The organism is Blautia sp. DFI.1.216, assembly GCF_020594215.1.
Lineage (GTDB): Bacteria > Bacillota > Clostridia > Lachnospirales > Lachnospiraceae > Blautia_A > Blautia_A wexlerae.
In genome coordinates this window covers 23,063-47,944 of the sequence record NZ_JAJDML010000002.1, presented here as the reverse complement: position 1 = coordinate 47,944, position 24,882 = coordinate 23,063, and the positions used below count along the sequence as shown (strand labels likewise).

At 42.1% G+C, this 24,882-nt stretch carries 23 protein-coding genes; 2 read left to right on the top strand and 21 right to left on the bottom strand.

The window, feature by feature from the left end:
- Window positions 1–43: 43 nt before the first annotated feature.
- The 8 genes from acsC to LJE11_RS01085 form a co-directional block, all read right to left on the bottom strand.
- Window positions 44–1,402: an acetyl-CoA decarbonylase/synthase complex subunit gamma gene (acsC, locus tag LJE11_RS01120; RefSeq protein ID WP_008703881.1), complete on the bottom strand. Its 1,359-nt coding sequence runs from the start codon at window positions 1,400–1,402 to the stop codon at window positions 44–46.
- A gap of 22 nt (window positions 1,403–1,424) precedes the next feature.
- Window positions 1,425–2,369, bottom strand: coding sequence for an acetyl-CoA decarbonylase/synthase complex subunit delta (gene acsD / locus LJE11_RS01115; protein ID WP_008703883.1), 945 nt, complete (start codon window positions 2,367–2,369; stop codon window positions 1,425–1,427).
- A gap of 434 nt (window positions 2,370–2,803) precedes the next feature.
- Window positions 2,804–4,930 carry an acetyl-CoA decarbonylase/synthase complex subunit alpha/beta gene (gene acsB / locus LJE11_RS01110; RefSeq protein WP_008703886.1) on the bottom strand — a complete coding sequence of 709 codons (2,127 nt, stop codon included), beginning with the start codon at window positions 4,928–4,930 and terminating at the stop codon, window positions 2,804–2,806.
- A gap of 26 nt (window positions 4,931–4,956) precedes the next feature.
- Window positions 4,957–5,721 (bottom strand): ATP-binding protein, encoded by a 765-nt coding sequence (locus tag LJE11_RS01105; protein WP_008703888.1) that lies wholly within the window; start codon window positions 5,719–5,721, stop codon window positions 4,957–4,959.
- A 44-nt stretch (window positions 5,722–5,765) separates the two neighbouring features.
- Window positions 5,766–7,658, bottom strand: coding sequence for an anaerobic carbon-monoxide dehydrogenase catalytic subunit (cooS, locus tag LJE11_RS01100; protein WP_144137111.1), 1,893 nt, complete (start codon window positions 7,656–7,658; stop codon window positions 5,766–5,768).
- Between the two features lie 277 nt (window positions 7,659–7,935).
- Window positions 7,936–8,706: an ATP-binding protein gene (locus tag LJE11_RS01095; protein ID WP_008703890.1), complete on the bottom strand. Its 771-nt coding sequence runs from the start codon at window positions 8,704–8,706 to the stop codon at window positions 7,936–7,938.
- Between the two features lie 92 nt (window positions 8,707–8,798).
- Window positions 8,799–8,981 carry a CooT family nickel-binding protein gene (locus tag LJE11_RS01090; RefSeq protein ID WP_008703891.1) on the bottom strand — a complete coding sequence of 61 codons (183 nt, stop codon included), beginning with the start codon at window positions 8,979–8,981 and terminating at the stop codon, window positions 8,799–8,801.
- A gap of 13 nt (window positions 8,982–8,994) precedes the next feature.
- Complete coding sequence (locus LJE11_RS01085; RefSeq protein ID WP_022380761.1) at window positions 8,995–9,390, bottom strand: hypothetical protein; 396 nt, start codon at window positions 9,388–9,390, stop codon at window positions 8,995–8,997.
- Between the two features lie 345 nt (window positions 9,391–9,735).
- On the opposite strand from LJE11_RS01085, the gene LJE11_RS01080 reads away from it, so the two are divergent.
- The gene (locus LJE11_RS01080) at window positions 9,736–10,563 is read left to right on the top strand and encodes an aldo/keto reductase (protein WP_025577068.1); all 828 of its coding nucleotides are present in this window, start codon (window positions 9,736–9,738) and stop codon (window positions 10,561–10,563) included.
- A 194-nt stretch (window positions 10,564–10,757) separates the two neighbouring features.
- On the opposite strand, the gene LJE11_RS01075 is transcribed toward LJE11_RS01080, so the two are convergent.
- Genes LJE11_RS01075 through LJE11_RS01060 form a run of 4 tightly spaced genes read right to left on the bottom strand, consistent with a single transcriptional unit; the run spans window position 10,758 to window position 15,118 of the window.
- Window positions 10,758–11,786 carry an NAD(P)H-dependent glycerol-3-phosphate dehydrogenase gene (locus LJE11_RS01075; protein WP_055052417.1) on the bottom strand — a complete coding sequence of 343 codons (1,029 nt, stop codon included), beginning with the start codon at window positions 11,784–11,786 and terminating at the stop codon, window positions 10,758–10,760.
- A gap of 14 nt (window positions 11,787–11,800) precedes the next feature.
- Entirely contained in the window at window positions 11,801–12,445 is a 645-nt protein-coding gene (plsY, locus tag LJE11_RS01070) for a glycerol-3-phosphate 1-O-acyltransferase PlsY (protein WP_008703895.1), read from the bottom strand.
- Window positions 12,446–12,447: 2 nt separating this feature from the next.
- On the bottom strand, window positions 12,448–13,773 hold the full coding sequence (der, locus tag LJE11_RS01065) for a ribosome biogenesis GTPase Der (RefSeq protein ID WP_008703896.1): 1,326 nt from the start codon (window positions 13,771–13,773) through the stop codon (window positions 12,448–12,450).
- Window positions 13,736–15,118, bottom strand: coding sequence for a DUF512 domain-containing protein (locus LJE11_RS01060; protein WP_008703898.1), 1,383 nt, complete (start codon window positions 15,116–15,118; stop codon window positions 13,736–13,738). Before LJE11_RS01060 ends, der begins: the two co-directional genes overlap by 38 nt.
- Before the next feature lie 315 nt (window positions 15,119–15,433).
- Between LJE11_RS01060 and LJE11_RS01055 the strand changes: the two genes are divergently transcribed.
- Window positions 15,434–16,603, top strand: coding sequence for a ribose-phosphate pyrophosphokinase (locus LJE11_RS01055; protein WP_020994041.1), 1,170 nt, complete (start codon window positions 15,434–15,436; stop codon window positions 16,601–16,603).
- Between the two features lie 129 nt (window positions 16,604–16,732).
- On the opposite strand, the gene pgeF is transcribed toward LJE11_RS01055, so the two are convergent.
- The 9 genes from pgeF to LJE11_RS01010 form a co-directional block, all read right to left on the bottom strand.
- A complete protein-coding gene (gene pgeF / locus LJE11_RS01050) occupies window positions 16,733–17,584 on the bottom strand; it encodes a peptidoglycan editing factor PgeF (protein WP_008703902.1) in 852 nt (283 codons plus the stop codon).
- Between the two features lie 60 nt (window positions 17,585–17,644).
- On the bottom strand, window positions 17,645–18,010 hold the full coding sequence (locus LJE11_RS01045; protein ID WP_008703904.1) for a YraN family protein: 366 nt from the start codon (window positions 18,008–18,010) through the stop codon (window positions 17,645–17,647).
- A gap of 109 nt (window positions 18,011–18,119) precedes the next feature.
- On the bottom strand, window positions 18,120–18,875 hold the full coding sequence (locus LJE11_RS01040) for a ribonuclease HII (protein WP_008703905.1): 756 nt from the start codon (window positions 18,873–18,875) through the stop codon (window positions 18,120–18,122).
- On the bottom strand, window positions 18,872–19,717 hold the full coding sequence (ylqF, locus tag LJE11_RS01035) for a ribosome biogenesis GTPase YlqF (protein WP_020994042.1): 846 nt from the start codon (window positions 19,715–19,717) through the stop codon (window positions 18,872–18,874). Before ylqF ends, LJE11_RS01040 begins: the two co-directional genes overlap by 4 nt.
- Before the next feature lie 6 nt (window positions 19,718–19,723).
- Entirely contained in the window at window positions 19,724–20,329 is a 606-nt protein-coding gene (gene lepB / locus LJE11_RS01030; protein WP_008703909.1) for a signal peptidase I, read from the bottom strand.
- Between the two features lie 73 nt (window positions 20,330–20,402).
- Window positions 20,403–20,750, bottom strand: a complete 348-nt coding sequence (rplS, locus tag LJE11_RS01025) for a 50S ribosomal protein L19 (RefSeq protein ID WP_008703911.1) — start codon at window positions 20,748–20,750, stop codon at window positions 20,403–20,405.
- 127 nt (window positions 20,751–20,877) lie between these two features.
- Window positions 20,878–21,753, bottom strand: a complete 876-nt coding sequence (locus LJE11_RS01020; RefSeq protein ID WP_008703912.1) for a methionyl aminopeptidase — start codon at window positions 21,751–21,753, stop codon at window positions 20,878–20,880.
- Window positions 21,754–21,961: 208 nt separating this feature from the next.
- Window positions 21,962–22,894: an OmpA family protein gene (locus LJE11_RS01015; RefSeq protein ID WP_008703913.1), complete on the bottom strand. Its 933-nt coding sequence runs from the start codon at window positions 22,892–22,894 to the stop codon at window positions 21,962–21,964.
- A gap of 15 nt (window positions 22,895–22,909) precedes the next feature.
- The gene (locus LJE11_RS01010) at window positions 22,910–24,550 is read right to left on the bottom strand and encodes a MotA/TolQ/ExbB proton channel family protein (protein WP_008703914.1); all 1,641 of its coding nucleotides are present in this window, start codon (window positions 24,548–24,550) and stop codon (window positions 22,910–22,912) included.
- Window positions 24,551–24,882 lie beyond the last annotated feature (332 nt).

Sequence of the window (24,882 nt, the reverse complement as noted above, 5' to 3'; positions counted from 1 at the left end):
AGAGCCAGACCGGTCAGATGACCGGTCCGGCATGTCATTCCGATCAGATCTGACCGTCAGCCTGCATATCTTTTAAGAATTTAACAAGCTGTACAGCTTCTCTTGGTCCAACGATGATTTCCCATCCAGGAAGTTTTGCTTCAAGGTCACCCTTAAGAACTGCTACCTTACCTGGGATAATAAGCTTTCTGGATTTTACCTTAGGCTCAACATTTTCTTTGATGTAAGCGGAAATGCTGTTGCCGGAGAATTTACCAGCTGCCCAGGATGTCAGTACGGAAAGTCCGCCTGCATCATTGATTACCAGGTTAAGCGGAACACCGGAACGCTCCAGCTCGCCGGATACTACGAAATATGTAAGAGCGAAGTCTACAGTAGTAACTACTACTGCATTCTCATCAGCACCATTTAATGGATAGATGCCTGGCTCAACTTTCATTGGTTTCTGCGGATCAGTGAAAACGTTCTGACGCAGACCATATAATGGAAGAGCTTCTGCATATGTCATCTGCTCCATAACGATGATGGAACCATATTTCATTGTAAACATAGATGCTAAAGCTGCCTGTAAGTGAAGGTCACCTTTTGCGATCTTAACAAGGTTTACGATAGATGGATAACCAAATGTTCTGTCCTGATCTTTCAGAGCTGCACGACGAACCTGTACAGTGTTTGCAAAGGTTTCTTTGATGTCAGCGCCTGTTGTATCAAGAACAAGGTTTTTGTTTCCGAGTTTTTCAAGAGCTGCTGTTGTATCATATAATTCATTTAAGTCTTTACCGGATACACCGAGAACAACACCTGCTTCTGTAGCAACTGCGTTCATTGCTTCATAGTTGGAAGCATCTGCACCGTTTAAGACCGGTTTGCTGTCTTTGCATACTGCAAGAGCTGCTTTTGCGATTTCAGGATCTTTACATTCAAGAACTAAAGTTCTGCCAAGACCTGCAGCTTTTTCTACAAGTGCAGTATATTTAGCTGCATCTGCACCTTCGCCACAGTTTACATATACAAGTTCAGCATACATTCTTTCACCGATACGGTCATAATCTACCTTCGGGATTTCTGCAAGTTTCGCCTCTACTGTAGCATCATCCATACATGTGCACAGAGCTACTGCATATCTTGGCTTGCTTACAAATGTTTTTTCATGTCTGAATAATACTGTTTCTCCACCCAGAGTGTGCTCTTCTGCACCAGTACCAATTTTGATTGTCTTCATTGGCGGAGCAGTTGCCTCGGAAAGAGATGCTAAAGCTTCATCAGACATATGCGGACATTGTTCGATTTTCATAGCGCCCTGAGCAACTTTCATAGAGAAAGCCATACATGTTGGGCATCCGCATTCCTTACAGTTTTTCTTTGGTGTTAATTTAAAGATCTGAATACCATTCAGTGCCATTTTATTTGTTCCTCCTATTCAATTACGCAAGTGCTTTGATCATTCTGGAAATAGTTGCAACAGCTTCCGGATGTCTTAAGATGACTGCATCAGATCCGGCTGCAAGGTCAGCAGCAGCTGTCATAACTTCCATATCGATTCCACGCTCTTCTTCCGGTCCCCATTCAGGCATGTCAGCTTCAGAAGCTGTAGCTTCCTTTACGCCCCATGTCTCAGCGGATACCGGTGTAATGATAGGCATCTGCAGCATGTTATCATTCTGAGATAAAGCTGCACCTTTGATACGATCCATTGTAGATACAACGTACTCATATCCATATCCGGCAGCAGCACTGCCGATATTCATAACGATCTTCTGTGCGTTAACGCCTAACTGAGTAGTTACAACGTTAAGCTGTTTAGCAAGGTTGATATCTACGGCAGATTCTGCACCTACGATCTGATCGTAAGCAAGTCCTGCTGCAGCACCGATTGCTTTGTAGTTTTCTTCTTTTTCAGAAAGGATCAATACATTTCTTCCCTGAAGAGCTTCAGCTACTTTCGGAAGAAGTTCAGCGTCTTTTTCTACGTTCTTGCATCCTTCTACTACTAATGGTGCATCAATGGAATCTGCAACGTCTTTTACAACTGCAATAAGTTCATCAACAGATTTGTTTACACCGTTCGGATCTCCGCCTTCAAGAATAAGCGCTACAAAATCAGCACCTTCCATAGCTGCTGCTTTTTTAGCCATTTCTCCGATTGTGGAAGCTCCGTCGTAGTATGCTTTGATACCTTCGGATACAACATTCTCAAGACCCATATCAGAGATCTCCACACCGATCTTAGGTGTGTTTTCTGATGGTGCATCAAAAGAATAAAATGGATAAGTAGAGTCTCCGCCGATTGTTACAGTCTTATCTCCGCTGCCAATGGTGACTGTATTAATCTTTGCATTGAATTTCTGAAGTTTCTGATTAAACGGCATTTTTTTGGCCTCCTTAAAAAAATTACTGTGTGTATGTATCTTTTCGCAGACTTACACACTATGTCATGTGTAGTATACAACATTATCCTGCCCGTTGACAAGTACAGTCTGTCATATTTTGTTAAAAAAACAACAATTTCACAGCTTTCCTTTATTTTCCATAACAAAGTGAAAAAAATTCGGCAAATTGCCATATCTGAACTTTGCTAATTCTTCATACACTCCGCATATATTTTTTATCAGCAAATCATTACGGCAGCCATATTCCGTCCTTACGAAACAGAACGATTGTACTTTCACACGATCACATTCTGTATGTCCTTGAAATATAATATACTATGGTTTTTATCTATACGCTTTTGGGCGTTTAAACCCGGAGGCTTATTAAAAGCCTCCGCATGACTCACATAATACCTCCGGGAAAACCACCATCTTTACATCATCGGATCAAGGGCTAATGCCGGATGGCCTTTTTCTGTAAGGAATCCAACCAGTGTTTCCGGATCAGTAGCGATTGTTTCATCACCGATCATATCTGTAAAGTTTTCAATTCCGTAGAGTTCTTTTGCTGTGTTGTTAAGACGTTCAGCAACAAACTCTTTCAGTTCTTTTGGCATCCATACGATACGTTCAATACCGCCTTCTGCCTTCATGAACTTCTTGGAGCTGATGAAATGTTTACCATGTCCCATGAAACCAGGTGTCTGAACACCACCACCTGTCATGGATGCCATTTCTGAGAATGTCATTCCAAGAGGTGTCATGCCTGCATACTCACGGTTAGCGATAACAACACCATTGGAGAATGGCTCGATACCGCAGATACACTCGAAGCATCCGCATGATGTCATAGGATCCTGCATGATAGAGTACAGTGTAACGTGCTCTAATGCACCCTGGGATAATTTCTTAACAGCTTCATCTACATCTTCATAAGAACCAAGGTTCTCATCAATAGGTCTTTCTTTTGTAATTACCTGGCAAGGTCCGTTTGGATCCAGCTCGTGGGTAGCTTTTGCATCCAGCCATGAAACGGCACCGCAAAGTCCAAGTCTCTCAGGTGTAACAACACATACGTGAGACGGGGAGAATGCCTGGCAGAGGATACAGCTGTAATATACATCTACAGATTCGTCTGTCAGAGTATTCAGACGGTCATCACGTTTCTCGAAGATCGGGATAGCAACTTCATGACGGATTCTTGTACACTCAGCAGGATCTGTATAAATAGTAACTTCACATTTATCAACAACTGCGTCAAATTCATTCTTAACCTGTGTATAGAGAACTTCACCGATATGTTTGATCTTGAAGCCTGCAGCAAATGCATCTTTGCTGATACGGATTCTCTGCATATCTCTCTGTCCTGTATGGTATACACCTTCGATACAGTTGATGTAGTTATGGAACTTACGCTCGATAACAGGTTCAAAGTCAGGCTGCATGTTTTTACCTGCAACTTTAACAACATATGCAATGCTGTTCTTGCTGCCAAGTTCCATGTCGTCTACTTCCGGACCAACAACTGTAATCTTATGGTCTTCTACTTCACTTGCATCACATGTATGTACAAGCTCTGCACAGTCTACACGGGAACCATCGAATTCAACCTGCATGTCTTTACGACGGATAATCTCACCTTCGAATGCAGATGCGAAAGCAACCGGGATATCGATGTTTGTAATTTTGATCTTGATGTCACGTGCTTCCAGAGAAGTTGCATTCCATTTGGAGATGTCTTTCTGGCAGATCAGGCTCTTCGGTACTCTTGCAACATCTTCCTGGTTTGTGATAACCGGGAATCCAAGAGCGATAGCGCCTGCACCACAAGCTACGATCACATCATTTAACGGTGCAAATGCATTAACAAATGCAGGTACACGTTTCATTGTGTAATCCATCAGAGTTGCAGCATCACCTGGTTTTACGTTACCGAAGATAAGAGCTGCACGAAGTGCTACAGATACTACATGGATAACTGCTGTAACGTCTTTTCCAAGCGGGATAACACGTACGTTAGCACCTGTCTTGTATCCAACTTCCTCTAACTGGTCAATAACGTCACCAACCAGAGTGATCAGGATACCCTGAGACTGATAGGATTTAACAAGGTCTGCTGCTTCCTGAGCGGAAGGAGCTTTTCCAAGGATAACTGCTACACCAGGGATATCGCCTGTTACAAGCGGTACACCAAGTTCACGGATCACTGCATCTGCAAGATGTCCGTAGCAAGGAGCTTCGTAAGGAACTGCTCCATCGATATATTTCAGAACTTCGATAAATTCTGCGCAGAGAGCTGTAGCAACACCTGACATAAATACGTCATTTGTTCTCTTCTCTCTTGTCATAAGAGTTTTTACTACTGCAAGAGCATCTTTTAACTCTGCAAGAGTTCCAACCTTTGTTCCTGTTACTGCATAGTAGCATGGTAAAGAATATGCTGTATCAGGGAAGCTGACTGCTTTGTCAGCGCCGTATTTTTCAATTGCCTGGTTAATGGCACCCTCTGTCAGTCCATAAACCGCATCGTTTCCCGCGAAAACACTTTCAAATAAAGTCACTTTTGTTTACCTCCTAATATATGAGATTATTGACGATCTATTTTTTCTTTTATCTTAATGATCTCATCAGTAACTGTTTTGCTGAAATCATAAGGGGACTTGCCCTGTCTGTCCGCATCAATTACCTCTGTGTTGTAATGGATCATTCCTAAAAGATCTTCCTGTGGAATCCGCTCTCTGATAAAGTTTTCGTCATCCTCGTTGCGCACTTTGTTTGCAACAACCTTTACCTGAGATACTCCCAGATCCTTTGCCAGACGCTTCACATTCTTGTATGTCTGAACGCTTCTTGCACCCGGTTCGATCACTACGACAAATGCGTCAACTCCTTCTGTGGTTCCTCTGCCGAGATGTTCCAGGCCGGCTTCCATATCAAGAATTACTACATCTTCTCTTCTCAGTACCAGATTGTTAATAATACGTTTCAGCATTACATGCTCCGGACATACACATCCGCCACCGCCCGTCTCGACAGTTCCCAGGACAAGGAGACGCACGCCATTACAGACCTTACCATATTTCTCCGGGATATCGTCTACTTTCGGATTCAGATGATAGAACTGATTTCCCGCAGTGGCACCTGTACGTTCTTCCACAAGCTTACGCATTTTGGAAATTGGTACAATAGAATCCAGTGTTTCTTCATCAAAGCCTAATGCAAGACCAAGATTCGCATCCGGATCCACATCTGCTGCAAGTACCGGTCTTCCCTCTGCTGCATACAACCTGGCCAGCGTTGCTGCAAAAGTAGTTTTGCCTACGCCGCCTTTTCCTGTAACTGCTATTTTCATTTTACGTCATCCACCTTTTATTACATTTTTAAGATCACAGCAGATTAGATTCCTAATGCTGTTCTCTTCTCTTCGATTCTTTCGATCATCAGATCAACTAATTTCTCAATATCTGTTTCTACTGTATAAGCAGCTCCTGTCCATTTTCTTGTTCCCTCTGTAAGAAGCTCTCCCATTTCTGAAGAACCGGAAACATATGGATCAACACCAAGGAATGTATCAATACCGGTACCTACTACATAGTTACCGATGGATACAGCTTTTTCAGACATCCACTCAGGAGCACATCCAACTACAGGAAGCTGATTGATCTGAAGACCTGCATCTTTTGCAAGTTCAGCAGCAAGGATCATCATACGGGAAATATCTACGCATGATCCCATGTGGAGTACCGGTGGGATATCAGCCAGTTCACAGACACGTTTCAGACCTGCACCGCAGAGATCTTTTGCAGATTTGTCCATAAGACCTGCTTTTGCAGCTGCCTGTGCAGAACATCCGGAAGCAATGACAACAATATCATTAGCGATACATTTCTTCATCAGTTCAATATGTGCATAGTCAGGACGGATCTTAGGATTGTTACATCCAACCATAGCAACAGCACCACGGATAACACCGGAAGTGATGCACTCAAGTAATGGTTTTGTTGTTCCTGTCTCATCAACCTGAGAGTTTGTAACACCGTCAAGAACCTTAACGATTGCTTCTACGGAATAACCAACTGTAGCTTTCTGTTTCAGCTGTGGGATATGTACAAGTTCAGGTTTTCTGTTCTTGAAGTTATCAATAGCCATCTTAACGATCGCTTTTGCATTCTCTCCTGCTGTCTCAGCATTGAATCTGATAAATTCAGCATCAGGCATCTGAGCGATCGGAGAAGTTGTGATAAATTTAGTATGGAAGCATTTGCTTAAAGGTCCTAATGCAGGGAAGATACACTGAACGTCTACCACGATCGCTTCGCAGGCACCTGTCAGTACTACATTCTCCTGCTGCAGGAAGTTACCGGCCATCGGAACACCGCGACGCATAGCTACTTCGTTTGAAGTACAGCATACACCGGAAACAGTGATTCCTTTTGCTCCTACAGATTTTGCATAATCGATCATTTCTTTGCTGTCTGCATATTCACAGATCATCTCAGAAAGGCTCGGATCATGTCCGTGTACAACAATGTTTACGTTTTCCTCAACCATAACACCAAGGTTAGCTTCTGTGTCAATTGGCTTCGGAGTTCCGAATAAAACATCAGAGAACTCTGTTCCCATCATGGAACCGCCCCATCCATCAGCCATACCGCAGCGAAGAGACTGTTTTACAAGAGCTTCCGGAAGAGAAGAACATCCCATATGAGCCATATGTAAAGAAGTGGAAACTTCACGGTCGATCGCACGTGGTGCAATTTCATTTTCAATCAGTTTCTCTTTCTGTCCTGCAGGCATTCTGTCAAGGAATCTCTGATATCCAAATGGTTTACCATATTCCATCAATCCTGTCTCAGCCATTTCATGAGCCAGATCATAGATATCTTTTCCTTCTGTCTCTACGCCCCATTCTTTTGCGATACGGATCAGTTTCTCAGGATCTTTTACCTGATAGTTTCCGCCGTCTTTTGCACAATATAATGTGTGGCAGATTTCACGACCGTGATCAGAGTGAGTAGCTGCACCACCTGCTGTAAATTTCAGGAAGTTTCTTCCTACGATACCATGAACGTCACATCCGCAGATACCTCTTGGTGCTTTAGGGGTAATACGACATGGTCCCATAGCACAGATACGACAGCAGACACCCTGCTCACCGAATTTACAATGTGGAGTCTGTTTTTTTACACGAAGCTGCCATGCGTCAGCTCCAACCTTTGCACCTGTCTCCAAAAGTCTGGCAGTAGCCTCTTCAAACTCTTCCACTGTAGTTAATTTGAATTCACTCATTATAGACCTCCTTTAATTCTGGTTTGTGTATTCCTTTAAGATACACATTTTTATTTTATTAATAATCCCACAGGCAGGAAATCCCGGTTATCTATAGGTTATCTATATCTGAAGAATTGGCTCCGTTAAAGATAACTGTGATAACCCATCCCATCCCCTCCCATGGGTTATTTAACTTAAAAAATAAAGATGTAAACTTGTATTTATCTCTGTATATATAGATTTCCTATGCGCAGAAACATCCCTCATCGGATTCTCGTCCGACAAGGGGTGTTTCTTATAATTTTAAATTATCAACGATTGCACGAAGTGCAGTCTTGACAGGGTTGTCTTCCGGAAGTGTGCTTGTAGGACGTCCTTCACAGTCATATTCATAAACTGTTTCATCCTGTGGAACAACACCAAGAAGTGTCAGTCCCTGATTTGCAATCTCTTCCTGAATTCCCTTATTCAATTCTCCTTTCGGAGCTCGGTTAATGATCAGACCAACTGTATCAGGATGCATATCACATTCTTTAATGAGTTCTGCAATCCTGCCTACTGCCTGTACGCCTCTTCTGGAGCAGTCGCTGACCAGAATGGCAGTCTGCATGCTCGGAAGAACACCTCTGCTGATATGTTCCATTCCGGCTTCATTATCTACAACAATATACGGATAATTATTCTGGTATTTTGCAAGCTGAGTCTGAAGAAGACCATTAACATAACAGTAACAGCCTTTTCCCTGAGTTCTGCCCATGACAAGAAGATCAAAATCATCATCTTCTACAAGCGCATCTTCAAAACGCATTTCCGCGTAATCAGCCTTAGACATTCCGGTAGGAATTGGATTCTCTTTTGCAAGCTCTGCACGTGCAATTTCTTCACGCACATCGCCAAGAGTTGTCTCTACCTTTACGCCAAGAACCTCATTGAGGTTTGAGTTTGCATCAGCATCTACTGCAAGAATCGGCCCTTTACCCTTTTCACACAAGTACTGGATCAGCATTCCGCATAATGTTGTTTTTCCCACGCCGCCTTTTCCTGCGACAGCAATTACGTGTGCCATAAAACCAGGTGCCTCCTAAATCTGTCTTAGTATTCTTTCTATAAATAAAAAATGATGTTAAGGTCAAAAGGAGTTTTGTCCCTATCTTAATATCAGTCACATTTCAGTTTCACAATACTGTTGGCAAGGTCAACCATTAAAATAGTTCCCTCGACCACTCTCTCATCTCCCATAATATCACGGAGAATCAATTTATTCCCATCCACATCTATACGGGAAACATTTTTAAAAATAACAGAATCGTCACTTTCTTTATATACAGTTGCCAGACACATGTGATGTCGCCTCCTATTTCATCTCTTCTTTAACAAGTGTTAAGGCAAGTCCAAGTCTCATATTGCCTTTCTGAAAATCTGCAACAGCTTCCTTAATAGTCTTACATGCTGCATCCATTCCCATCTTGGCAAGGTTATCAGCCATCTGATCCAGTTCCTGAGCATGATGCTCATTGTGCTGAAGCATATATGTCAGAAGAGCCAGTGTCTCATTCTTACAGTCACCTTCACTGCAGGATCCGCAATGAGCAGTATCACAGGCATGATCTGCATGAGAATGTCCATGATCATGACCTTCGCCATGAGTATGCTCATGAGTATGAGTCATACCATCTTCATGGGTATGTTCATGGGTGTGTCCATGCCCATGCTGGACAAGATTCCCATTTTCATCTTTGATTAAATGCATGGTTAAATGCTCCCTTCTATTGAAAAATACACTGAATTTATAAAATTCAGTCTTTTTTTATGACAATAAATTATCAATTTACTGATATTATACATCTTTTTTTTCGTTTCCGCAAGCCATTTAGCATAAATAATCACTAAAAAAATTTTGAAATATATGCTTTGAAATAGCTTTTTTCACAAGAACTGTTAATACTTTAACCCTTATGTTATATTGTTAACAATGTATTCTTGCAAAAACTTAATAATTTTTATGTACTTCTGACACATTTTTATGTTATACTTGGACAAGATTATCGGGCAAAGCAGCTTGCCCAAAGTGTATATAGGAATTGGAGGAATTGTTTTGGATAATACTGTTTTTCTGAATACAAACAGAGAGATGCCTTTACTCGGACTGGGCGTATACAAAGCCACCGGGGAAAATGAGGCCGAAAATGCTATTATTTCTGCTGTTGAATCAGGATACCGTCTGATTGATACAGCCTCCGTATATAAAAACGAAGAAAATGTAGGACGGGGAATCGCCAGCTGTGGAATACCGCGAAATGAACTTTTTATTACTACAAAAGTATGGAATACCGCACAGCGTCTGGGAGACATTCAGGGTGCTTTTGAAAGAAGCCTGGACCGGCTCAAACTGGATTATGTGGATTTGTATCTGATCCACTGGCCGGTTCCGGGATGTTATCTCAGCACCTGGAAAGTACTGGAGGAAATCCAGAAATCCGGGCGGGCTCTTTCTATCGGTGTCAGTAATTTTGAAATCCGTCATCTGGAAGAACTGGAAGCCAATTCCGGAATCATACCTGCTGTAAATCAGATTGAATGCCATCCTCTCTGCTATCCGAAAGAGCTGATTGATTATTGCCAGAATAAAGGAATCCAGGTACAGGCATATGCCCCGCTTGCAAGGGGTGCATATCTTGATAATGATGTTATGTGTGTACTCGGAACTAAATATGCCCATACTCCTGCTCAGATTGGTCTGCGCTGGGCTACCCAGAAGGGAATATCAGTAATCCCGAAATCCGTACATCCTGACCGTATCAGAAGTAACGGCAATATTTTTGATTTCACAATCGAACAGGAGGATATGGATCTGATCGATACTCTGAACGAAAATTTCCACAGTTCACATGTTCCCGAGGATTTAAGGGACATTGCATTCTGATAAAGAGTAGTTAAAAAATATTTTATCATTCAAATGTAAAAAGCAGATGTATTTATATAACATCTGCTTTTTGCATATTTATCATCTCTGTCTATAGAATTTCCCGTAAATGATGCATTCGAAAGTTTTTCGTAACCATTCAGCAGTCAGCTATCCCGCGAGGTACTGAACAGTTACAGTTTTTCTATAACATCTCAGTTAGTTTTCTGTCCGTCTTCCCATGGAAGCATCGGCGTCTCCACTTTCTTATCTCTTACCATAAGGTCGATCACCGCTTCCGCTGCACTTTTTCCTTCGAACAGGACTTTGTTTATTTCTGTGATGATCGGCATTTCCACATCATATTTCTCAGCCAGTTCTTTTGCTGCTTTTGCGGAATAGACACCTTCCACGATCATTTTCACTTCAGCCATCGCCTGCTCCATGGTATATCCTTTTCCCATCAGATATCCGGCTTTCCGGTTACGGCTGTGGACACTGGCACAGGTAACGATCAGATCTCCGATTCCGGACAGACCATAAAAGGTTTCCATACGTGCTCCCATTTTAACACCCAGACGTGAAATTTCTGCAATTCCTCTTGTGATCAGGGCTGCTTTGGTATTATCGCCATATCCCAGACCATCTGCGGTTCCGGCCGCCAGTGCGATCACATTCTTTAACGCTGCGCCAAGCTCCACTCCCAGCATATCCGGCGTGGTATAAACTCTGAAAACAGGGCTCATAAAGATTCCCTGCAGATATTCTGCTGTCTCTCTCTGGTGAGAACTTACCACACAGGTAGTCGGAAGTCCTTTTCCAACCTCTTCTGCATGGCTTGGGCCGGAAAGCACAGACACATTTGCCTGTGGAAGTTCCTGTTCAATGATCTCGCTTAAAGTAAGAAGAGTTTTTTCCTCCACACCTTTGGCAACATTTACAATTTTCTGTCCGTTTTTTACAAAAGGCGCCATACGCTTGCAGGTACTTCTGGTATAAGGCGAAGGAACTGCCAGAATTGCCACATCTGCATCCCGCAGGCTTCTCTCAAGATCTATTGTGATATCAATCGGTTCAGGAATCTTTACACCCGGAAGTTTGCTCACGTGTTCCCGCTTTTCTCTTAATGTTGTTATCTCCTCCCCAAGCGCCGACCAGAGAATCACCTCGTGTCCATTATTGTAAAGAAGGATAGACAGGGCAGTTCCCCAGCTTCCCGCACCAAGCACACTTATCTTTGCCATATAAATACCTCTTTTTATTTATTTTTTTTGCTTAAATAAATTTTACTTTCTGTCCCGTCAAGAAGCCGTTTTATGTTCTTTTTATGTCTGTAAAATGCCAGTACTGTCAAGAGTCCCATAACAATATAAAGCTCGATCATATGATAAGAATCCATATGATAAGAACCCCTCTGTCCAAATATGATCATACTGATAAATGCAGCCAGATATGCACTTACCGAACACAGTGAAACATAGTGTGTCAGGAAAAACAATCCAAAGAATACAATTGCGCAGATTATAAAAATCCGCCAGTCAAAAGCAATCACAAGTCCTACAGATGCAGCTACGCCCTTCCCGCCCTTAAAATTAAGATAAAACGGAAAATTATGCCCCAGAATACACCCAGCTGCTGCATAAAGGCTCAGAAGCGGCAGAATATCTCCATAAGAATTTCCGAATATTGCCCTTACGATCAGGATGGCCGCAATACACTTCAGACAGTCACACAACAGATTCAATGCCCCGGCCTTTTTGCCAAGTGTACGCAGTACATTTGTAGAACCCAGATTTCCGCTTCCCTGTTTGCGAATATCAATATGATAAATTTTTCCTAAAATGTATGCGGTCTGAAAAAGTCCGCATGCATATCCAATTGCAATACAAATCAGGCGTTCCATGATTATTCTTTTTCACCTCGTTCACGAATAATGAATTTCAGTGATGTTCCCGCAAATCCAAAGGCATCCCTGATCTTGTTCTCCAGATATCTGGTATAAGAGAAATGCATCAGCTCTTTGTCATTTACAAAGATAACAAATGTAGGCGGTTTGACAGCCACCTGTGTCATATAGTAAATCTTCAGACGTTTTCCCTTGTCAGACGGAGGCTGCTGCATTGCCACTGCCTCAGAAAGGATTTCATTCAGGACACCTGTCTGGATTCGCAGTGTCTGGTTTTCGATAACCGCATCGATCGTTTCAAACATTCTGGAAATCCTGAGTCCTGTTTTTGCAGAAATAAATACCAGCTCCGCATATGGCATATATGCCAGAACCTCGCGGATTCTGTTTGTGTGCTTATAAATAGTCTTATCATTCTTTTCAATGGCATCCCATTTATTTACTGCAATGATAACACCCTTTCCTCTTTCGTGGGCAATCCCTGCGATCTTGGCATCCTGTTCTGTAACACCCTCTGACGCATCGATCATTACAATGACAACATCCGCACGTTCTACTGCAGTCACTGTACGGATCACACTGTATCTCTCAATCTCCTCTTTGACTTTTCCCTTACGGCGAAGTCCGGCAGTATCAATAAAGATATAATCCTTTCCCTGCCATTTTACTCTGGTATCTACCGCATCTCTTGTAGTTCCGGCAATATCAGAAACAATCACACGGTCTTCTCCCAGAAGTTTGTTTACCAGTGACGATTTTCCTACGTTTGGTTTTCCCACAATGGCAATTCTCGGGATTTCATCATCTTCTTCTGTATCTGCATCCTCAGGGAAATGTTTTGCCACTTCATCCAGCATATCACCCAACCCCATACGGTTTGCCGCAGAAATCGGAATCGGTTCACCGATACCAAGGTTATAGAACTCATAAACATCCATCATAAATTTCTGGATACTGTCTACCTTATTCACAACAAGGACAACCGGTTTGCCGCTACGTCGGAGCATATCTGCCACCTTCGCATCGGAATCCACCAGTCCCTGATGAACGTCTGTGATAAAGATGATAACATCTGCCGTATCAATGGCAATCTGTGCCTGCTCTCTCATCTGAGAAAGGATGATGTCACTGCTATCCGGCTCAATACCGCCTGTATCGATCATGGTAAATGTCTTGTCCAGCCATGTCACATCTGCATAAATTCTGTCTCTTGTAACGCCGGGTGTATCTTTTACAATAGAAATCTTCTCACCTGCCAGCGCATTAAACAATGTGGATTTACCTACATTAGGTCTGCCCACTATCGCTACTACCGGTTTGCTCATATATCTGTCTCCTTCTTATCTTTTTATGGTCTGGTGCTTCGATCAGACAGTTTACCAGGTCAGCACCCGGTTCATCTACCACTACAACTTCCGTCTTAAGAGCCTGTCTGACATCTTCCACCGTCAGGTCATCCAGAAAAACATCCTCGCCGCTTCTGAGCATATTGCATGGGATCAGTACTTTTTCTCCCAGATTTCTCTGCGCAAGCTGATCCATAAGATCAGTAGCTGTGATCAGACCAGAAACTGTGATCTTCTCTCCAAAGAAATTATTCTTTACTGCATATACTTCAGCCTGGACATTCGGAAATTTCTTCTGTACCAGTTTTATCATTTTACCTATATAAGGCGCTGCCAGCCGTCCTGTTGCAACAGTGGCATTTACCTCTCTGTCATCGCCTTCAAGCTGCTCAAGTCTCTCTTTTACCTCTGTTTCAAGCAGACGCATCATACCAACACCATTCTCCAGCTGAAGGTATCCGTCATATCTGCCCTCCTCAGGAAGTTCATATCCTGCAAGAATATACCATTCATCCGAAGCATGTACAAAATGAATACCATGCTTCTTCACCATGATCTTCTGCCACCGCTCTACCTGACTGATCAGATACCTTGCATCCTCTTTATCAAAAGATTCCAGTGGATACAGACCTTTTCGATACCTGGAAAGGCCTACAGGTACGATTGAAACACTCTGCAGTACAGGCGCATATTCCGACAGTTTTTCCAGACTGTATTCCAGTTCATCCCTGTCATTAATCCCCTTGCAGAGCACAATCTGCCCGTTCATGGTCACATCACCTTTATAAAGCCTGTCAACTTTTGCAAGGGCATCTCCGGCAAATCGATTATGGAGCATTTTACAGCGAAGCTTAGGATTCATAGTCTGAAACGATACATTGATCGGGGAAAGATGAAACTTGATAATACGATCCAGATCATAGTCACTCATATTGGTAAGGGTAACATAGTTTCCCTGCAGGAATGACAGTCTGGAATCGTCATCTTTAAAATATAAAGTTTCTCTCATACCGGGCGGCATCTGGTCTATAAAACAGAAAATACAGTGATTGGAACAGGAGCGGTACTCATCCATAAGACTGTTCTCAAACTCCACGCCAAGATCATCTTCATATTCCTTTTCTACTTCCAGTTCCCATTCCTCGCCATTCTTCTTTCGGATAAGGAGCGTAACAAATTCGTCATTCATCAGATAACGATAATCAAACACATCCTCTACCGGCTGGCCGTTAATGGAAAGCAGCGCATCTCCCGGTTCCAGTTCCAGTTCTTCTCCGATACTGTCCGGAAGAACCCTGGATATTATGTGTAAATTTTTTTTCATGAATTTTACTCCATTAGAATGTAACCGGAAATTGTGTGTGGGATAAACTTTTCCGGCACATTTTGTTTCTCGATCATTCAGGAGCCGCTGATTTATTTACTGTGCAGGCACAGTAACTTTCTGACATTTACTCCTGATATCATATGACAGTAATTCCGGACAAAATATACCTGCGCCCAGAATCCACTATCTTTTATATCATAACAATTGTAAAAGAAAAAATCAATAAATTCCTTGACGTATTTTAGGGCAAATGTTATATATTATATTGAAATCTATTTTTTGAGTATAAAATCACTACTTAGGAGGAGTATTATGCCAAACATAGAATTGTTGGAAAAATCCATGCCGGTTGCACCTATCCGTATTGCAGCTCTTGGATGCAGAGAACTTGCAGAAGAAGTTGACAGAAAACTTGTTAAATTCCGTAAAGAGCTGGTTGAACGCAAACAGCTCAGTGTTATTCCCCAGGGATACAGCGAAGAATCATTTATTGTAGAATGTGAATGCCCCCGTTTCGGAACCGGTGAGGGTAAAGGTTATATTAAAGAATCCGTTCGTGGCACTGACCTTTATATTATGGTTGATGTGACCAATTACAGTGAATCTTATACTGTATGCGGACACGAGAACCATATGTCTCCTGACAACCATTTCCAGGATCTTAAACGAATTATTTCCGCTGCAACAGGCAAGGCACACCGTATCAATGTAATTATGCCGTTCCTTTATGAAGGCCGCCAGCACAGACGTACTAAAAGAGAATCTCTGGACTGTGCACTGGCACTGAAGGAGTTAAGCGATATGGGAGTTTCCAATATCATTACCTTTGATGCCCATGATCCACGTGTCCAGAACTCTATTCCGCTGAATGGTTTTGATAACTTTTTCCCTACTTATCAGTTTTTAAAAGCTCTGATCAAGAGTGTGCCGGATCTTCGTGTTGACAATGACCATCTGATGATCATCAGCCCTGATGAAGGTGCCATGTCAAGAGCTGTATATTTCTCCAACATCCTTGGAGTAGATATGGGTATGTTCTACAAACGTCGTGATTACTCTACAATCGTCAATGGAAAGAATCCTATTGTTGCACATGAATTCCTCGGAGATTCCGTAGAAGGCAAAGATGTTGTAGTTATCGATGACATGATTTCCTCCGGCGGAAGTATGCTGGATGTTGCCAAACAGTTAAAGGAACGCAACGCAAAGAGAGTATTTGTATGCACTACCTACGGTCTGTTCACAGACGGTCTGGATAAATTTGATGAATATTACGAGAAAGGCTGGCTTGACAGAGTGATCACAACCAACCTGAATTACCGCATTCCGGAACTTCTCGAAAGACCATATTATGTAGAAGCAAATATGAGCAAATATCTTGCGAGCATCATTGATATCATCAATCATGATGTTTCCGTTGAGAAGGTTCGTTCCAGCAACGAAAAGATCATGTCTCTTATGGAAAAAGTAAATTCCAGATAGTTTTTCCGGCAGATGAATACGAAAAGGGGGGAGCTGTTAACCAGCTCCCCCCTTTTTCGTATTGTACAGTTAATCTGCAAATTCAGGATTACTCACTTCGCACTGTTGTGCTTATAACAATTTCAGGTTTTATGAACGTATGCCAAGAAAAGCCCCAAGATTTCCCCTTTTTCCATGGGAAGCCCTGTGAGAAAAGAGAAACTCAGGATTACAGCAGGTACAGAGATTTGGCATGGAAATGTTTTCTTCCGGGATTCCCGCTTCCAGAAAAATAATCTTGTTTGCCATCCACAGATTTAACTGATATTTTCCGTTTTCTTTTCTGTAAAACAGCTTGTTCCGGTATTTCTTATCAAAAACCTTTTCAAATTCTTCAATCACATCTTCGCTGACTTCATAACACTCCTGACAGATAGACGGTCCGATGGCCACTTTCAGATCTTTCGGATTACTTCCATACTCTTCAGACATCTTTTCTATGGTAACTGCACCGATTTTCTGAACCGTACCTCTCCATCCCGAATGAGACAGTCCGATCGCGTGATTCGCCGGATCAGCAAAATACAGTGGAACGCAATCCGCATAAAAGGTTGCGAGAACCAGCCCCGGAACATTTGTGATCATTCCATCTGTATCTGTATAATCACGCGGGATCACAATTCCCTTTCCGCGGTCTTTCTCTGTTACTTTCCGCACATTGTTGGTATGAGTCTGATCAGATGTAACGATGCTGTTCATATCAAATCCCATAGCATCAGAAATCCTTCTGTAATTTTCTTTCACGCAGGACTCCTCATCACCTCTTGTAAAACTCAGGTTCATAGAACTGTAGATTCCTCTGCTCACTCCGCCAAAGCGGGTGCTGAATCCATGAACAAGCCAGTTCATTTCTTCATATGCGGGATATGTAAGAAATGTAACATCTTTATTGTTTTTTACATTCATCTTTGGAATCTGTTCACTGTTCCATTTTATCTTCATATTTCATTATTCCCTTCCTGCTGTATGGCAGATTATTCATCAAAGCAGTTTCTATAATTATTAGAGGATTGCAATATATTCAAACGCATTCTTAACCCAGTGTATTTCATCCCCGTCAATTCCTGCCACATCGAAACGGCATGGAATATCCACATTGTGATATTCCACTGTAAGAAAATACCTTGCCACCTTACATATGGTTTTCTGTTTAGCAGGATTTACTGCAGCCAGCGAATAACCGGAACTATTGTCTTTCCTGTATTTTACCTCAACAAAAACAAGATATTCTCCATCTCTGGCAATCAGATCGATTTCTCCAAATCTGCATCTGTAATTATATCTCAGAATAAATAATCCCTGCTGTTTCAGATAATCAGCAGCTTTTCGTTCGTAACAGCTTCCGGTAGACCGGGTATTTTTATGCAAATTCTTCCATCCATTTCTTTTTATATTATATGTAGGCATCTTTTGTTGTTACTGTGCATCACTCAGTGTATTGCTGTGTACTGAAGGATAGTAACCCTTTTGCGACTGTTTATATGAAATGTGTAATAAAGGTCTTTCTGTGGATCGGGGTTTCTCCGTATTTTTTCAGTGCCGCAATATGATCGGCAGAACCATATCCCTTATTTGATGCAAAGCCATATTCCGGGAACACTTTATCATATTCTTCCATCATTCTGTCCCTTGTCACTTTTGCAACAATACTTGCTGCTGCAATGGAAACACTCTTTGCATCTCCCTTAATAATGGGAACCTGCGGAATGGTGATCTGAGGAATCGTGACTGCATCATTGAGAAGAAGCTGAGGAACCACTTCCAGTTTACTTACCGCCTCCCGCATTGCCTCATAAGTAGCCTGAAGGATATTGATCTCATCAATACGCTCCGGGCTGCGCATACCGATTCCTACTGAAACCGCTTCCCTCATAATCACATCATACAGTTCTTCTCTTTTGGAAGCACTGAGTTTCTTGGAATCGTTCAGATAAAGGATCCGGCTGTCCTGTGGCAGAATTACTGCACATGCCACAACCGGGCCTGCAAGGGGGCCTCTTCCCACTTCATCAATTCCGCATAAATAACCAAGATGTTCATATTTATGCTCATATACCTTCATATTTTCAATACGCTGCTTCTCCGCTTCCAGAGCTGCTTCCTTTTTGCGGCACTGTGCGATCAGCTTTTGCACACCACTTCTTGTATCTTCTTTATAAATTTCATATAAAGCCGGGTAGCTGCTCATATCTGCTGCAGCAAACTCGGCTTTAATCTCAGCTATTGTTTTCATAATGGCGCCCACTCCAATGTGATCCGCCCCATTTTTCCGGAACGGAAATCATCAAACAGTATCAGCGAAGCTTTGGCATAGTCCAGCTCTTCCTGCTTTTTCAGACACCCTCTGGCTCTGGCAATCGCCTCCAGAACTTCCACAGAAGTTCCCTCCTCTGTGATCTGATATCTCTCTGCCAGAATCCCTTTATAATTTTCGCGCAGATAATCGATCAGCCAGAGTGCCAGTTCCTCCATATTCAGAATGTCATCTTTGATAGAACCTACACATGCCAGACGGATTCCCACCTGCTGGTCTTCAAATTTCGGCCACAAAATACCAGGAGTGTCCAAAAGTTCTACTCCCTTATTCAGACGGATCCACTGTTTTCCTTTCGTAACTCCCGGCTTGTTTCCGGTCTTTGCACAGGCCCGTCCTGCAAAGGTATTGATAAATGTAGATTTTCCTACATTCGGGATTCCCACTACCATAGCGCGGATCGGACGGTTTTTAATACCGCGGCGTCTGTCTCTTTCTATCTTTTCCTTACATGCTTCCTGGATCACATTATTGATTGCTTTCATTCCGGAACCATTTCTGGAATCTACTTTTACAACATAAAATCCCTTTGCCTGAAAATAAGTTTTCCAGGCTTCATTCTGGCGCTCGTCAGCCAGATCTGATTTATTAAGAAGAATCAGTCTGGATTTATTTTTTCCCAGTTCATCGATATCCGGGTTTCTGCTAGAAAGAGGTACGCGGGCATCCACAAGTTCAATGATCAGATCGATCAGCTTAATGTCTTCCTGCATCTGTCTCTTTGCCTTGGTCATATGACCAGGGTACCACTGTACGTTCATATACACCTAACCTTTCAAAAATCCAAATTTATCTTTCGGGGAAATGACAAACCATACCTTTCCCACAATATATTTCTTATTGATATTTCCGATATCACCATACCGGCTGTCCTCACTGTTATTTCTGTTATCGCCAAGTACAAAATACTCACCGCTTTCCAGAGACACTCCGTCGGATGCCAATCCCGCATTACTGATTTCAGGAAAATTCTTATTTTCATTATATACTTCTCCGTTGATCAATACTGCTCCGTTGGATATCTGTACAGTCTCACCGGGCAGACCGATCACGCGGCCGATATGCAGAGCCGCATCATCACTTCCACTGGTTTTATATACAATGATATCTCCCCGTTCAGGTGAGGATACTTTATAAACAGCCCTGTTTACAAAAAAGCGTTCTCCAACCTGCAGTGTGGGCTCCATGGTACTCTCCTGTACAGTCACTGATTGAAACAACGCAATTCCCGCCAGAATGCCAAAAATGAGCACTACCGCTATCTGAAATATCCAGTTAAGGATTCCCCGGACTTTTTTATCTTCAAGTTTTATTTCCAGCATATCTCTGGTCTCTTTCAGTGCCGGACTATCTTTCCATTTTCTGATATTCATCCAAATCTCCTGACAGATGGAAAAAGAGGGACAATACACAAGTTATTGTCCCTTCTTCTGCTAATTCATGAAATTATTTAACAAGCTCTTTAACCTTAGCTGCTTTACCTACACGATCTCTTAAGTAGTTCAGTTTCGCACGACGTACTTTACCACGACGGATAACTTCTACTTTTACTACATGTGGGGAATGAAGCGGCCATGTTTTCTCAACGCCTACTCCGTTAGAGCTCTTTCTTACAGTAAATGTAGCTCTATTGCTTCCGCCCTGTTTCTTGAGAACTGTTCCTTCAAAAACCTGAACACGTTCACGGTTTCCTTCTTTGATCAGTGCGTGTACTCTTACAGTATCACCTGTGTTGAATGCCGGTACTTCAGCTTTTAACTGAGCTGCTTCGATGTTTTTGATAATTTCGTTCATTGTATTTTTCTCCTATTCTTATATGGATGTTCTTAATACATATCCTGTAACAGAGGACCATCTTTTTTCACAACAGTTGTGATTATACTATATAGCCTGATGTATTGCAATACTTTTTGCAAATTTTTTACCAGCAGATTACTTCACATCCTGTTTCCGTAACCAGAACAGTTACTTCCCACTGGGCTGAAGGAAGTCCGTCCTCTGTACGAACTGTCCACTCGTCAATCTCATCCGTATAAATTTCATCGCTTCCCATATTTACCATCGGCTCTATGGTAAACATCATACCCGGAACCATCAGGACACCTGTATTCTCTTCAGAAACAAAGCTTACCCATGGATCTTCATGGAACTCAACTCCCACACCATGTCCACCGATTTCTCTGACTACAGAATATCCGTTTTCTACTGCATGTTTATGAACTGCACTTCCCATATTTCCGATCGGAGTCCATGGTTTCACCTGAGAAATACCAATCTCAACACATTCTTTTGTGACCTTGACAAGTTTTTCTTTCTCCGGACTCACTTTACCGATGCAGAACATTCTGGACGAGTCAGAATAATAACCATTATATATTGTAGATACATCAACATTGATAATATCTCCCTCTTTCAGAATCTGCTCTTCATCCGGGATTCCATGGCATACCACTTCATTTACAGAAGTACACACGCTCTTTGGAAATCCTTCGTAATTTAACGGTGCTGGGATTCCCCCATGCCGTACAGTCTCTTCATGTACCCATCTGTCAATCTCTTCAGTGGATACACCTGGTTTAATATGCTCTTCCACATAATCAAGAACTGCGATATTGATTTTGCAGCTTTCTTTTATTTTCGCGATCTGTTCGGGTGTTTTGATCAGATCATGATCGATCACTGCATATCCTTTCTGCTTCATTATTTCCATTTTTTCATCAAATGCCTCATGGCATTTTTTATATTTTTTTCCGCTTCCACACCAGCATGGATCGTTTCTTCCAATTTTCAAAGACATGATAATTCCTCTTTCTTTTTTCTTATGTAGGGTACAGCGCATCATCACCATTACAGGAAACTGTGTACTGTTTTATCATACCACATTTTCTCTCGGAAATGTGAACTGTTATTGGTAAAATTACTCGTTATCTTTCGTGAATTGTAAGAAAAAGCATCTGCATCAAAGCATTTTTCAAACACACTCCGGAATTGAAAAATCCGGCAGTTTAATTGCTGCCGGATTTTTCAGAATCAGAAGTCTTATCTGTATTCATAATCTGATTAAGTTCATTTATCATCTCATCATCTTTCAGACGAAACTTTACTTCCACTCGTCTGGATGCATCCTTATCTACATTCCCATCGGAATCCAGAACCGGATTGGCTGAGCCATGACCATTTACGGTCAGATAATTCTGAAGTTCTGAAATCTCATCAGAACTCAGGAAGTTCTCCCTGATTTCCGTCAGATACTGTGCAACTGCGAGAGAACGTTTCTGAGAAAGCTCCAGATTGTAATCATAGTCTCCGTCTGTGTCTGTATAACCGTCAATGATGATCTCAGCCAGATACTTCTTATAATCTTTCTGAAGAAGCACCTTACAGTAAATCGGAAGGATATCTGCAAGTTCCTGTTTGCCCTCATCTGTCAGTTCTGACTTATCATAGTCAAATAATACATTTGCATTGAGGGTAAGAGCACCTGTCTGAGCATCAATATCAACACTTACATTGTTTTTGGAAAACTCCTTCTGCAATGCTTCAATAACATCTGCCTTGACACCGATGATATTATCAATTTTCTTTTGCTGTGTGGCAAGAAGAGATGTTTTTTCATCAAGGCTGGCCTGCTGTTCCTTTAACTGTGCTGCCAGTTCTGCAAGAAGCTTTTTCTGCTTGTCAAGCTGTTCATCCTGGGAACTCAGCTTGCTGTTTTTCTCGTCCAGCTCACTCTGCTGTGCCAGAATTTCCGCTGTATACTGCTCCTGAAGAGCTATCTTGTCATCTCTCTCCTTAATACTCTCGTTATAACTTTTCTGAGCCTGAAAAAGAGTCACACACATAATCAGTATAAAAAGGAGCAGCACACCGGCTATCATATCAGAATAAGACCGCCAGACATTAAATCCGCCCTCTTCTGATTTCTTTCTTTTGCGCATATTTCTCTCCTTTTCTTATTTGAATAAGCTGAATTTACCTTTCTGGTTTTTGGAAATATTCTTCATATTTTTGTTCATCTCCTCCAGAAGTGCTTCCTGACGCTCGCTCTGTTCCTCCAGAAGTTTGCGTACTTCCTCCACAGATTCTTTCTGTGCCGCACTCTGAGCTGATTTTCCGCCTGAGAGATAAATATTGTTGTCTTCTTTCTGAACAGAAATATCTGCAAAGAGTCTGCGTACCTCTTCCATTGTCTCGTAAGTCATCTTCTGATAAGATACAAAGTCTTTCATCTTTACATCCAACTGTTCTACCAGTTTACGGTTAGCCTCAAGCACATCTTTTCCTGCCTGATTTGCAGCCGAAACCTTTTCCATTCCCTGCGCGGCAGCTTCCACATATTTCTGCATTGTCTGATTGCAGGCAACCCAGAATTTGGCAGAAGATTTCTCGGATTCATGCAGATAATCCGCAATGCGCTGATAATCCTGCTGCTGAAGCTTCTGGATTTCCTGATTATCCTGTGTGATTCTTGTTGCCGTAGACATATAACGGCCCTGAACCTGTCCCAGTTCATTTACAAGGTCTTTCATAGCTTCGCTCTGTTTTGCATATGAGGTATTCAGCTGATTACTCATCGTCTGATAGAGCCTTGTAGTATAATCAATATTTTCTTTCTGCGCTTCCTTCAGCTGTACAAGAGCTTCATTGAAATCTGTGAACTGCATTTTAAATGAACCGTTCATCTCCCGCAAAAAAGTACGCAGGATATCCTGAACCACATCCTCCTGACATTTTGTTACAGATTCTGTCAGAATCTCCAGAGATTCTGTCATCTTCTGGAAAGTAGGATTGATTGCTTTCTCAAAACTCTCTGCCATCTGTGAGGTAAGCTGCTCTGCCATCTGTTTCATGGCTTTTGTCTGAACCTTCTGACTTGCAAGCATCAGGTTTCTTGACTCGCTCTCAGCCGCCGGAAGTACATAAAGATGAAATCTCTCCAGAAATCCCTGAAGCTTCGCATCCATTCCGGAATAAACGCTTTTCATTCCGGAACTGTAGATCAGTGCAAATGCAATTCCATAGATAGAAGTAAGGAATGCTACTTTGATACCATCTACCAGGGCAGATACAGAGGTAGTCATTGTCTCATAGCTGGATGGCTCAAAACTCTTAAGCCCCCATACCAGACCAATAAAAGTACCAAGAATACCAAGGCTGGTAAAAATATCCGGTGCCATTTCCAGAATCTTCTTATGTACATGAAGATCAATCTCGTCCTCATTTATGTAATCTTCAACATCTCCGATTCCTTCCTGGTTTTTCTCCATGGCATCTACAAAGCTGTCCATTCTGTCATCCAGATATTTATGTTCAAACATCCCCTTCAAGCAGGAAAGATCTTCGCTTTTGGCTTTTCCGGGTATTTTGAATATACTGGAAAGCTCCTGCGTTCCTCTTGCAAGAGCCTCTCCAATGCTGTCTACCCGAAACATACCGCCAAACAGTCCGGCCAGATAGATCACAGCCATAACAGCGAGGAATGCAAAGTTATAAATCATCGTGCCTGATGAACCATTCCCGGTCAGCAGCGTCATGGCAACACATCCGCCAAGCACCACCAGAAAAAGAACCGTATTCATAATTTTTTTGCCCATAATACACCTCCTGTGATTATTTGCAGATTCTGCACAAAATTACAGACAATTTCCTTTTTCGTATATCATATCACAACGTCATATCTGTCACAAGTAAAAATATAGTTACTGTTCACAGTAACGTAGCCAAAAGTTACTGTTCACTCCGTTCTCAGTAACACGCTTCGCGATGCACAGAATTTATGCTAATCGCATAAATTCGCGCGGTATATCTCGGGTTTTCTGTGACCTTCGCTCACAAAAAACACCTCGCGGGATATTACCAGTGAACAGTAACAGCCAAAATTCATTCCAGATTGCCTGTGGCAATGGAATTTTGGCTTGTATGTCTC

Excerpts from the sequence above, each read along its gene's own strand:
- LJE11_RS01095 (WP_008703890.1), bottom strand. The coding sequence starts at position 8,706 with ATGGCACACGTAATTGCTGTCGCAGGAAAAGGCGGCGTGGGAAAAACA.
- LJE11_RS01105 (WP_008703888.1), bottom strand. The coding sequence starts at position 5,721 with ATGAAAATAGCAGTTACAGGAAAAGGCGGCGTAGGCAAAACTACTTTT.
- der (WP_008703896.1), bottom strand. The coding sequence starts at position 13,773 with ATGAGCAAACCGGTAGTAGCGATAGTGGGCAGACCTAATGTAGGTAAA.
- LJE11_RS01040 (WP_008703905.1), bottom strand. The coding sequence starts at position 18,875 with ATGAAAACAATAGCTGAGATTAAAGCCGAGTTTGCTGCAGCAGATATG.
- rplS (WP_008703911.1), bottom strand. The coding sequence starts at position 20,750 with ATGAACGAAATTATCAAAAACATCGAAGCAGCTCAGTTAAAAGCTGAA.
- cooS (WP_144137111.1), bottom strand. The coding sequence starts at position 7,658 with ATGAGTGAATTCAAATTAACTACAGTGGAAGAGTTTGAAGAGGCTACT.
- LJE11_RS01060 (WP_008703898.1), bottom strand. The coding sequence starts at position 15,118 with ATGAAAAAAAATTTACACATAATATCCAGGGTTCTTCCGGACAGTATC.
- LJE11_RS01085 (WP_022380761.1), bottom strand. The coding sequence starts at position 9,390 with ATGCATTTAATCAAAGATGAAAATGGGAATCTTGTCCAGCATGGGCAT.
- LJE11_RS01020 (WP_008703912.1), bottom strand. The coding sequence starts at position 21,753 with ATGTCTTTGAAAATTGGAAGAAACGATCCATGCTGGTGTGGAAGCGGA.
- LJE11_RS01055 (WP_020994041.1), top strand. The coding sequence starts at position 15,434 with ATGCCAAACATAGAATTGTTGGAAAAATCCATGCCGGTTGCACCTATC.
- plsY (WP_008703895.1), bottom strand. The coding sequence starts at position 12,445 with ATGGAACGCCTGATTTGTATTGCAATTGGATATGCATGCGGACTTTTT.
- LJE11_RS01090 (WP_008703891.1), bottom strand. The coding sequence starts at position 8,981 with ATGTGTCTGGCAACTGTATATAAAGAAAGTGACGATTCTGTTATTTTT.
- LJE11_RS01010 (WP_008703914.1), bottom strand. The coding sequence starts at position 24,550 with ATGGGCAAAAAAATTATGAATACGGTTCTTTTTCTGGTGGTGCTTGGC.
- acsC (WP_008703881.1), bottom strand. The coding sequence starts at position 1,402 with ATGGCACTGAATGGTATTCAGATCTTTAAATTAACACCAAAGAAAAAC.
- LJE11_RS01015 (WP_008703913.1), bottom strand. The coding sequence starts at position 22,894 with ATGCGCAAAAGAAAGAAATCAGAAGAGGGCGGATTTAATGTCTGGCGG.
- LJE11_RS01075 (WP_055052417.1), bottom strand. The coding sequence starts at position 11,786 with ATGGCAAAGATAAGTGTGCTTGGTGCGGGAAGCTGGGGAACTGCCCTG.
- acsD (WP_008703883.1), bottom strand. The coding sequence starts at position 2,369 with ATGCCGTTTAATCAGAAACTTCAGAAATTCAATGCAAAGATTAATACA.
- lepB (WP_008703909.1), bottom strand. The coding sequence starts at position 20,329 with ATGAATATCAGAAAATGGAAAGATAGTCCGGCACTGAAAGAGACCAGA.
- pgeF (WP_008703902.1), bottom strand. The coding sequence starts at position 17,584 with ATGAAGATAAAATGGAACAGTGAACAGATTCCAAAGATGAATGTAAAA.
- ylqF (WP_020994042.1), bottom strand. The coding sequence starts at position 19,717 with ATGAACGTACAGTGGTACCCTGGTCATATGACCAAGGCAAAGAGACAG.